This window comes from Cellulomonas sp. GbtcB1, assembly GCF_019091725.1.
Taxonomy (GTDB): Bacteria; Actinomycetota; Actinomycetes; order Actinomycetales; family Cellulomonadaceae; genus Cellulomonas.
In genome coordinates this window covers 1-250 of record NZ_JAGXJG010000381.1, presented here as the reverse complement: position 1 = coordinate 250, position 250 = coordinate 1, and the positions used below count along the sequence as shown (strand labels likewise).

General features: G+C 81.2%; 1 pseudogene. It reads left to right on the top strand.

Going from position 1 to position 250, the window contains the following annotated elements:
- A pseudogene (locus KVT14_RS20780) lies at positions 1-250 on the top strand (hemerythrin domain-containing protein); the annotation flags it as partial.

Here is a 250-nt window from a genome sequence, read left to right as displayed (position 1 = left end):
GCCGGGCGTTCGGCGACGCGCCCGGCCTCGTCCGCGGCGTCCCGGACGGCGACGACGCCCGGATGCGCGTCGTCGCCGCGCACGTCCGCGAGGTGGCGGCGGGGCTGCACCACCACCACGAGGGCGAGGACCTCCTGCTGTGGGACCGCCCCGAGCAGCGCCCCCCCGCCTGCGCGCTGCACGTCGGCCTGATGCGCGCGCAGCCCGCGGCCGTCGCCGGGCTGCTGCGCGACCTGGACGCCGCGCTGCC